Here is a 10,868-nt window from a genome sequence, read left to right on the forward strand (position 1 = left end):
TGCCGCAATATTTGGTTATCTTTGTTTTTAACAAAAATATAAGTATAAGTAATGAGTTTTTTTGCAGATAAAAGAAGGGAAGTAATGTTGCATATCGAAAAATATATGCTGGAGTCGATGGGAACTTATTTGAAACCGATCGATACCAACTGGCAACCTTCTGATTTTTTACCAGATTCTACGAGTGAAACATTTTATCAAGACGTGAGAATTTTAAGGGATAACGCAAAAGACCTTTCTTACGATTTAGTGGCCGTTTTAATTGGCGATACCATTACTGAAGAAGCTTTGCCAACATATGAATCGTGGTTAGCCATGGTTGATGGACATAGCAGGGATGAAGAAGGTGGATGGATGAAATGGGTTCGCCATTGGACTGCAGAAGAAAACCGTCATGGTGACTTGTTAAATAAATATTTATACCTATCAGGTCGTGTTGATATGCGCCAAATGGAAATCTCTACGCAATATCTTATTGCTGATGGTTTCGATATTGGTACCGGGCATGATCCATACCGTAACTTTATCTACACTTCTTTTCAGGAATTGGCTACCAATGTATCGCATAGAAGGGTAGCTTCATTAGCTAAAAAAGATGGTGATACCTTATTGTCTAAAATGTGTGGTGTAATTGCATCAGACGAGGCCAGACACGCAAAAGCGTATAAAGATTTCATGAACCGTATTTTTGAAGTGGATCCTAACGAAGCCATGTTGGCTTTTGAAGATATGATGCGTAAAAAAATTGTAATGCCGGCACATTTCTTACGTGAAGTAGGTTTAAAAATAGGCCAGACTTTTGGTCACTTTACGGATGCTGCACAACGTTTAGGTGTTTATACTGCAATTGATTACGTTGAAATTATGCAACAATTAATTGTTGATTGGAAAATTGAAGGCATGCGCGATTTGAATGAAACTGGTGAAAAGGCTCGTGATTATATCATGGCTTTACCTTCGCGTTTATTGCGTGTTGCGGAGAGAATGAAAAACCCTACTATAGATTATAAATTTAGCTGGATTGCTGGTTAGATATTTGAATCTTTAGTTTAAATTATATGAGCCCTTATCGATTTGATAAGGGCTTTTTTATTACATGTTTCTTCTATACTGGCCACCAACTTCGTAAAGTGCTTTACTGATCTGTCCTAAGGAACATATTTTACATACTTCCATCAGTTGCTCAAAAATATTATCGCCTGCTATAGCCGATTTTTGAAGCTGTTTTAATAGATCTGCTGCACGGTCAGCGTTGCGATCCTGAAATTTTTGCAACGCCGAAATCTGATATTGTTTTTCATCTTCTGTAGCACGGATTACTTCACCGGGAACAATAGTAGGGGAACCATTCTTGTTTAAGAAGGTATTTACGCCAACAATAGGATATTCGCCTGTATGTTTAAGCGTTTCGTAATACAAACTTTCCTCCTGGATTTTCCCACGCTGGTACATGGTTTCCATGGCACCTAAAACCCCACCACGATCGTTAATACGTTTAAATTCGGCAAGCACAGCGTCTTCTACTAGATCGGTTAATTCTTCAATGATAAAGGCGCCCTGTAATGGGTTCTCGTTCTTAGCTAGCCCCAATTCTCTGTTAATAATCAATTGTATTGCCATCGCTCTCCTTACAGATTCTTCTGTAGGTGTGGTAATGGCTTCATCATAAGCATTGGTATGTAACGAATTACAGTTATCATAAATGGCGTATAGCGCCTGTAAAGTAGTGCGGATATCATTAAAATCGATTTCCTGCGCATGTAAGGAGCGTCCGGAAGTTTGAATATGGTATTTAAGTTTCTGTGAGCGATCATTTCCCTTGTATTTATTCTTGATGGCTTTCGCCCAGATTCTTCTGGCGACGCGGCCAATAACGGCATATTCCGGATCGATTCCGTTGGAGAAGAAGAAAGATAGGTTAGGTGCAAAATCATCGATATGCATACCTCTGCTTAAATAATATTCAACAAAGGTAAATCCGTTGCTTAGGGTAAAGGCAAGCTGCGAAATGGGATTAGCACCCGCCTCTGCAATGTGATAGCCCGAAATGGATACGGAGTAGAAATTCCTCACTTTTTCATCGATGAAATATTTCTGGATATCGCCCATCATCCTTAAGGCAAATTCGGTAGAGAAGATACAGGTATTCTGCGCCTGATCTTCTTTTAAGATATCGGCCTGAACGGTTCCTCTAACTGAACTGATGGCTTTCACTCTGATCCTGGCATAAACATCGGCGGGTAAAACCTGATCGCCAGTAACGCCTAAAAGCATCAAACCTAAACCATTGTTTCCTGCTGGCAAAGTACCATTGTATGATGGCCTTGGTATATTTTTCGCTTTATAGATTGCATTAATTTTAGTCTCAACTTCTTTGGTTAAATCATTTTCGATAATGTACTTTTCACATTGCTGATCAATTGCCGCATTCATGAAAAAACCTAATAACATTGGGGCCGGGCCGTTAATGGTCATGGATACAGAGGTTGACGGCGCACAAAGATCAAAACCCGAATAGAGTTTTTTGGCATCATCTAAAGTGGCAATACTTACACCCGAGTTTCCGATTTTTCCATAAATATCGGGCCGGATATGTGGATCTTCACCATAAAGGGTGACAGAATCAAAAGCGGTAGATAAACGGTGCGCCGGCTGACCTAAAGAAACATAGTGGAAACGTTTATTGGTTCTTTCAGGTCCACCTTCTCCAGCAAACATCCGTGTCGGATCTTCGCCTTCTCTTTTTAGTGGGAATACCCCTGCTGCATAAGGAAACTCGCCAGGAAGGTTTTCGGTTAGCAACCACCTTAAAATATCGCCCCAATCTTCATATCTCGGTAGTGAAACTTTAGGGATATTCAGTTTTGAAAGTGACTCGTAAAACAAAGGTTGTTTAATTTCTTTATCGCGAACTTTATAAATAAAAAACTCTTCTTTATATGCCCTTTTTGTATCAGGCCATTGGCGTAATAAACGTTTGCATTCGCCATCTAATTGTTCTTCGAAGTAGTGGTAAGTTTCATTTAAATTTTTTAACACCCCGTCCTGCGGACACCCCTCTGGGAGAGGGGAATTGTTATCGCTTAGTAAATCAATCACACCTTTCAGTTGATAGATTTTACGGGCAATGGCAGATTGTTTATCTACCCATTCGTTATATATCTGGCTTGCTTCGGCAATTTCTGCTAAATAACGGATACGATCGGGGGGGATAATGTAAATCTTCTCTGATTGATCGGAAGTGAGTTCCATTTTGGCCTTGAAATCAGTTCCTGTTTTAATCTTAATTTGTTCCATTAAGGCCACAAAGAGGTTATTCATGCCCGGATCGTTAAACTGCGAAGCCATTGTTCCATAAACCGGAATTTCATCATCCTTGGCATCAAAAATATTGTGATTGCGTTTGTATTGCTTGCGCACATCCCGTAGGGCATCTAAAGCACCTCTTTTGTCAAATTTGTTAATGGCCACCAGGTCAGCGAAATCTAACATGTCGATTTTTTCCAACTGCGTAGCGGCACCAAACTCTGGGGTCATCACATAAAGTGATACATCGCAGTGTTCGGTAATTTCGGTATCTGACTGGCCAATGCCCGAGGTTTCTACAATAATTAAATCATAACCTGCTGCTTTACAGATATCGATACTTTCCTGTACGTTCTTCGAGAGGGCTAAGTTTGCTTGTCTTGTGGCCAATGAGCGCATGTAAACCCTAGGGTTGTTAATGGCGTTCATGCGGATACGGTCGCCCAATAAAGCACCGCCTGTTTTCCTTTTTGAAGGATCTATGGAGATAATCGCTAAGGTTTTATCTTTCACTTCTACCAGAAAACGACGGACAAGTTCATCTACCAGGGATGATTTTCCGGCGCCGCCTGTTCCGGTAATACCTAAAACAGGAGCGGTGTTGTTTTTGGAAAGTTTTTTTAATTCATCAACAAATTTTTGTGCGCCTTCGGGATCATTTTCTGCAACGGTAATGGCTCCGGCAATGGCTTTGATGTCTTTTGTAGGTATGGTTTCAAGCTCGTTAGTGATGCTGGCTTTGGTAATGAAATCGGTTTGTACCAACATATCGTTGATCATGCCCTGTAAACCCATTTTCCGGCCATCATCCGGAGAGTATATTTTAGAAATTCCGTAGGCCTGCAATTCTTCAATTTCTGAAGGTAAGATTACACCGCCACCACCAGCGAATATTTTGATATGACCTGATCCTCTTTCCTGCAGGAGATCGTACATGTATTTAAAATATTCGATATGCCCACCTTGATAAGAAGTCATTGCAATGCCCTGAACATCTTCCTGAATGGCACAGTTAACCACTTCATCAACAGATCTATTGTGACCAAGATGGATAACTTCAGCCCCTGAAGATTGGAGAATACGACGCATGATATTGATGGTTGCATCGTGTCCGTCGAAAAGAGAAGCAGCAGTTACAAAACGGATTTTATTTTTAGGCTTATAGATTTCTACTTGTTGCATACTATGGGATTTTAGGGGTCGGTATGTGCTGATTACCGATCCTTGTTTCCAAAATATATTTGGTAGGCAAATGTACTAAAATAAGCAGCTTAAAAAGCGAATACCCTATACCGTTATGGCTTTTGGTTCAGCTATAAATCTTGTCCGAACTGCAGTAAATAACCCTTATTATCGATTACCACCTAAGACACCTAAGATCACCTTAGCAGGGATAATTATGAAATGGATTTAAAACAAAGAAACTATGCTGGTTGGCATAGTTTCTTAGAATTATTTGTTTGTTATCTCTGTAATCGGTTCTCCTACTGTTCCGTTCGGGGTTTGGATATGGAGCAGTGCGGCCAGTGTAGGTGCAATGTCGGTCATGTAGTGCATTTTGTTTGTTGCCCCTGGCTTGATTCCCCAGCCCATAAAAACCAATGGAATGTGCGAATCGTAAGGGTTCCAGTTGCCGTGGGTGGTACCCGTGCTGCTACCGTTAAACCAGTTTGGTTGTAAAACATAATAGATATCGCCACTTCTACGGGCATTGTATCCGTTGGTAATCATCTTTTTCTGGATTTCCTGAAGTGTGCTTTGTGATATTTTAGCAATATCAACTGCATTTTGGAAACCGTCTAATCTTTTTAAGAATTCTACCGATGCCGATTTAATCACATCGAAACTTACATCGCCTTTATCTGTTTTGTCATGATCGAAAATAATCTGATTATTCATCGATCTTAAAACCACATTGTTTACTTTAAATTTATCATTTAAGTAAACATTTAATTTGTTTGCGATATCACGGTCACTCACTACGCCCGAAGGCAATTTATTCTCCTGCATAAAGCCTGGTACATGCGCAGCACCATGGTCGGCAGTTAAAAATACGGTATAATTTCCTTTACCTACTTTTTTATCCAGGTAGTTAAAAAACTCTTCAAAATCTTTATCCAAACGTAAATAAGTATCTTCTGCTTCTACTGAATTTGGACCGTAAGCATGACCAACATAATCGGTAGATGAACAGCTTACTGCTAAGAAATCGGTAATGTTATCTTGTCCTAAATCTTCAGAAAGGATGGCTAATTTAGCAAGATCTAAAGTGATGGTATTACCATAAGGGGTACTTCTGATGGCATCGAAATTTTTATCAACGTTTTGTGTTAGTTGGTGTGGAAACGTACTTGATTTGCCTTCGTAAGCTTTCTCATCTGCGGTGCTGTTCACATAGGTATTCATCGGGTACAATGTTTCCCAGTTTTTTGCGTAAAACTTGTTCGCTAATTTCAGCTTATTATAATCAGCAATCCAGGTTGGTACTTCTTTCATATAATAGGTACTGGTAATCCAGTTTCCGGTACTACCCTGATACCAGTATGCCGCATTTGCCGCGTGGCCAGCTGGAAGGATCGAACCCCTGTCTTTTAATGAAATACCAATTACTTTACCTCTAAAATTTGTAGCTAACCTCAGTTCATCGGTAATGGTAGTGGTTAACATATTTTTTGGCGACATATTGCCTTCGGATGAAGGTGTGCTGCCAACAGTAGACACTGAAGAATCTTCTGTACAATATACATTCTTTTTGGTTTCAGGATCGTACCAGTCATTACCGATAATACCATGTACAGCCGGAACAGAGCCTGTGTAGATACAAGTGTGGCCACAGGCCGTATAAGTTGGTGTATAAGGAATAAAAGTATTTTCTACAGAAAAACCCTCGTTAATTAATCTTTTAAAACCACCGTTGCTATAGCGGTTATAGTAGCGGTATAAATAATCCCAACGCATTTGATCAACCACTAAGCCAACCACCAATTTAGGGCGTGCAACTTCAGCGGGAAATGCTTTAGAAGGCGCGGTGGTCGGTTTTTTGGTTTGGGCTAAGGAAAGTGAGATTGAAAAAATAGAAATGGTAAAGATTAGACGGGATATTTTATTCATTGTATTTTTGTTAAAGAGCTAAAGTAATAAATTTAGGTAAAGCTACTTTGAAGTTTGTGTAAAGATTTTATATCGCTTCGGCTACTACAAATGTACTTCCTCCAATAAAAACCAAATCTTTTGGATCTGCCGATAGAATGGCAACTTCTTTTGCCTCGGCAACAGACGCATAACTGTTTCCATTTAAATTAAATGTTGCAGCCTGTTCTTTAAGTTCATCGGCTGCTAAAGCTCGTTCTAAATCTGGTTTACAAAAATAGTAAGTGGCATTTTTAGGCATCAGTGATAAAACTTTCGAAATATCTTTATCCTTTACCATTCCAAAAACAATGTGCAGGTTTTGATAAGGAGTTTGTGCGATGTTTTTAATTACCTCGGTAATTCCAGCTTCGTTATGGCCGGTATCGCAAATAACCAAAGGATTTTTAGACAAAGTTTGCCAGCGTCCTTGCAAACCAGTCTGTTTTTTAACCTGGCTTATTCCTTTATAGATTGATTCGTGATCAGTTTTAATATCCGTTTTCTCGTTCAGCACAGCTAAAGTTTCTAAAACGGTTAAAATATTTTTGTGCTGATAAATGCCAGTAAGATCGCTTTGAAGATCCTTGTATTTAATTTCACTATTCTGATAAACAGACAGGAAAAGTTTGTTGTTCCTGATTTTAAAATCCTGAGCCCTTAACTCTGCATCAGCAAAAACAATTGGAGCACCCACTTCTTTTGCCTTACTGACAAAAACTGGAGCCGATTCTTCTTGTGTTTCGCCAATTACAACCGGAATATTCTTTTTAATGATGCCTGCTTTTTCACCAGCGATTTCGGTTAGCGTATTGCCCAGCATATTCATATGATCAAGGCTGATATTGGTGATGACTGAAATTTGCGGGGTAATGATGTTGGTAGAATCTAACCTTCCGCCTAAACCTACCTCAATTACGGCTACATCAACCTCATGTTTAGCAAAATGATCAAATGCCATGGCAACGGTAACCTCGAAAAAAGAAGGCTCCGTTTTTTCGATCAATTTTTGTTGTTCTTTTACGAACGATACCACTTCAGTTTTGCTCATCATTTTTCCATTAATACGAATGCGTTCTCGAAAATCTTTTAAGTGGGGAGAAGTGTAAAGCCCCGTTTTGTATCCCTGTGCCTGTAATACCGAAGCCAACATGTGTGAGGTGGATCCTTTTCCATTGGTACCTGCCACATGGATACTTTTAAATTTATCCTGTGGATTATCCAAAGCCTCACAAAGAATAATGGTATTGGTTAAATCTTTTTTGAAAGCAGACGCGCCAACGCGGGTAAACATGGGGAGTTTACTGTATAAAAAATCAAGCGTTTGTTGGTAGTTCATAATATAAGTCAAATATAAGTTGACTGGAGTTATTATGGAACGAAATGATAAAGAATTCTTTATGAGTTTTAGTTTCGTACGATGGACTGTGGAGGAGGCACAGACTATGAAGATGATACTTAGTGATCTGCGTTTGAAGCTGCTTAAAATATTTATTTTTAAACAATAATCTAGCTATATTCGCTGATCATTTAACGTTCTCATATAGTGATTAATAGATTTAGTCTAATCCTTTTCGTGCTCTTAGCTTGTTTTTTCAAACTTGCTGCGCAATCTTTTTATGTAAGTTCATCAATTAATCCAATGTATTCTCCTGGTGGGAGTTATATTTATAAAGTAGAAATTACTTCCGAGGGGATAAAATCAACTAAAATTGCAGATTGCGCACCAGGCGATCAGTATTTTTCAATAGCAATGAATAAAAACAATTTATTTTGGTTGAATAGTTCTCAAATCTATGTCGCAGACGTAAAAGAAAACAGTATTGAAAATTGCAGGCGCCTGTTTCCAAGCATGGCTTATTCAAATTCGTTAACACTAGGTTATGATAATAAGTTATATTATTGTTCTAGCTTTTTATTTGGCACGGATATTAATACCGGAAAGACAGATATTTTAGGGCCACTTAATTATTTTCCGACAGGTGATATTTGTTTTTACAAAAAGGAACTTTTTATGGCTGCCAGTCAGGGAATAGTAAAGGTAAATCTTAAAGAACCCAATAAAAGTACGCTTCATATTCCTTTGCCATACAATATCTTGCTTTATGGAATTGTAAGTGTATCAACTGGTGTTAGGAAAAATACTGTTTATGGGTTACAATATTTAGGCACCCAAACCAATATTATCGAGTTCGATATAGAAAACCAAAAAATGGTTGGTGTGGTGGGAACACTTCCATATACAGTTCTTGATGCTGCAAGTATGGTAGAAGATGGAAGTATTATTGGAATAGAATTCGAGAAAGTAGATATAAACCAGGATTGCGCTTTAGGAAACACTGCCAACGTGGATATTATCACGGCTCCGCATATTGAAGATTTTACCTATACTTTAAATGGTGTTACCAATGCAACAGGTAAGTTTACTGGCTTATCCAAAGGTCAATATACACTTTCCATTACCTCCGCATCTGATTCCTATACCACAACCGTTGATGTTCCCGAGGTTAATTTGATAAAACCTGTTTACAGTTGGCAGATCAAAAATCAGCTTTGCGAAACCCTGGGTGAAATCACTTTTAGCACTCCCGAACAAAACAGCGGCTACCAGATCAAGTTTGATGGAAAGTCATATCCGCTTAATAGTACCATCTCTAATTTAATAAGTAAATCCAATCACTTTGAAATTGTAAATAAGTATGGATGCAAAGTTGATGAGCAAGATATTGTTGTTGGACGCGATAAATGTACAATTCAATTTGATAGGGCAGAAGTGGTACAACAATGTGATGTTTTTCATCAGGGAATCATCAATGTTTTAACGAAACCACACACAGCAGCTTACACTTATACTCTAAATAATACAATTAGCAATTCTACCGGAGTATTTAAAAATTTAGTTGCTGGTTCGTACAGACTTAAAATTATTTCAGATGAAGACGAGCTTGAAACTATTGTAATTGTACCCGACTATAAGCAGTTGCAACCAAACTTTTCTTTTACCAAAGTTAATCCAGCCTGTGCCAGTAAAGGCACTATACAATTTAATTCTTTCACAGGTAGTGCTAATTATAAAATCAAACTCAAAACTGATATTTTACCCTATGACCATAAATTTACTAACTTGGAGGTGGGTAACTATCATTTTATTGTATTAAATAAAGAGGATTGCCTGATTGACGAGTACGATGTAGAATTGGTTTATGAGCCCTGTCCAATCGTAATAAATAATATCGAAACCCTGCAAGAGTGCAATGTTTTGGGCAAAGGATTTATCAAAGTTAATTGTCCGCCAATTCCAGAAACTTATACGTTCATCCTTAATAATTCGGTATCAAATAACACTGGTGTATTTTATATGCTAGATCCCGGTAGTTATACCATTGAGGTTAAAGCATCTGGTGGTTCAGCCTCAGTTAGTAAAACAGTTATAGTGCCCGATTATTCATTAATCAAGCCTGTTACTGAAATTAATGCTAAAAACCCTGCTTGCGATCTTAAAGGAGAGATATCATTTTCTATAGGCACAAATTCTGCTGATTATAATGTAAAATATAAGGGAATGGTTTATCCGGGTAACCACGTCTTTTCAGATTTGATTGAAGGAGATTACACTTTCACAATTTTAAAACTCAATGGTTGTATCGTTGATGAAGTAAATAAAAGATTGGTTTATGAACCTTGTCCGATTATTATCAATAATATTGAGATACTTGCTGAATGCAATGTGCTTGGTAAAGGATTTATAAAGGTTAATTGTCCGCCGATTCCTGAGATTTATACGTTTACCCTTAATAATTCGATATCAAATAGTATCGGTGTGTTTAGTATGCTTAGTCCTGGAAGTTATAACGTTGAAGTAAAAGCATCGGGTGGTGCTCCAGCAGCTTATAGAACTATTATAGTTCCTGATTATTCTTTAACTAAACTAAATACTATTGTTAATGCAAAAAATCCAGTTTGTGATCTAACAGGTGAAATCTCATTTTCTATTGGTAACCATTCAGCAGATTATAATATTAGGTATAATGGTTTAGTTTATCCTGGTAATTATACTTTTTTGGGATTGTATGAAGGGAATTATACTTTTTCGATTCTGAAACTCAATGGTTGTATTGTTGATGAGTTAAAGGTTTCTTTAGAAACAGAAGCTTGTAACGATATCTCGTTTCCTACTGCTTTTAGTCCCAATTCTGATAATGTGAACGATAGTTTTAAAGCAAAAGAAGGAAGTAGGGCTTTTAATTTTCAGATGCAAATTTTTGACAGGAGGGGAGTAATTATCTTTTCTTCGAATAAATTATATGATGCCTGGAATGGAGATTACCAAGGACAACCAGTTCCTGTGGGAGTTTATTTTTGGGTGGCATCTTTCACTACTCAAGAAAATAAGAAAATAATTAAAAAGGGATCAGTTACACTAGTTCGGTAAT

The 10,868-nt window shown here is 37.9% G+C and carries 5 protein-coding genes; 2 read left to right on the forward strand and 3 right to left on the reverse strand.

Features of this window, described 5'->3' with window-relative positions; all coding sequences use genetic code 11:
* Positions 1-51: 51 nt before the first annotated feature.
* The gene (locus QF042_RS07930; RefSeq protein WP_307526996.1) at positions 52-1,032 is read left to right on the forward strand and encodes an acyl-ACP desaturase; all 981 of its coding nucleotides are present in this window, start codon (positions 52-54) and stop codon (positions 1,030-1,032) included.
* Positions 1,033-1,092: 60 nt separating this feature from the next.
* On the opposite strand, the gene QF042_RS07935 is transcribed toward QF042_RS07930, so the two are convergent.
* From QF042_RS07935 to QF042_RS07945, 3 genes are all read right to left on the reverse strand, one after another.
* Positions 1,093-4,488 (reverse strand): methylmalonyl-CoA mutase family protein, encoded by a 3,396-nt coding sequence (locus QF042_RS07935; RefSeq protein WP_307526998.1) that lies wholly within the window; start codon positions 4,486-4,488, stop codon positions 1,093-1,095.
* A gap of 270 nt (positions 4,489-4,758) precedes the next feature.
* A complete protein-coding gene (gene pafA, locus QF042_RS07940; protein ID WP_307527000.1) occupies positions 4,759-6,417 on the reverse strand; it encodes an alkaline phosphatase PafA in 1,659 nt (552 codons plus the stop codon).
* A 67-nt stretch (positions 6,418-6,484) separates the two neighbouring features.
* Entirely contained in the window at positions 6,485-7,774 is a 1,290-nt protein-coding gene (locus QF042_RS07945; RefSeq protein WP_307527002.1) for a folylpolyglutamate synthase/dihydrofolate synthase family protein, read from the reverse strand.
* 303 nt (positions 7,775-8,077) lie between these two features.
* Here QF042_RS07945 and QF042_RS07950 point away from each other — a divergent pair, with 303 nt between their 5' ends.
* Positions 8,078-10,867, forward strand: a complete 2,790-nt coding sequence (locus QF042_RS07950) for a gliding motility-associated C-terminal domain-containing protein (RefSeq protein WP_307527004.1) — start codon at positions 8,078-8,080, stop codon at positions 10,865-10,867.
* Position 10,868 lies beyond the last annotated feature (1 nt).

This window comes from Pedobacter sp. W3I1, from assembly GCF_030816015.1.
Taxonomy (GTDB): Bacteria; Bacteroidota; Bacteroidia; order Sphingobacteriales; family Sphingobacteriaceae; genus Pedobacter.

Coding starts and splice junctions, on each gene's coding strand:
- QF042_RS07950 (WP_307527004.1), top strand. CDS start 8,078: ATGTATTCTCCTGGTGGGAGTTATATTTATAAAGTAGAAATTACTTCC.
- QF042_RS07935 (WP_307526998.1), bottom strand. CDS start 4,488: ATGCAACAAGTAGAAATCTATAAGCCTAAAAATAAAATCCGTTTTGTA.
- pafA (WP_307527000.1), bottom strand. CDS start 6,417: ATGAATAAAATATCCCGTCTAATCTTTACCATTTCTATTTTTTCAATC.
- QF042_RS07945 (WP_307527002.1), bottom strand. CDS start 7,774: ATGAACTACCAACAAACGCTTGATTTTTTATACAGTAAACTCCCCATG.
- QF042_RS07930 (WP_307526996.1), top strand. CDS start 52: ATGAGTTTTTTTGCAGATAAAAGAAGGGAAGTAATGTTGCATATCGAA.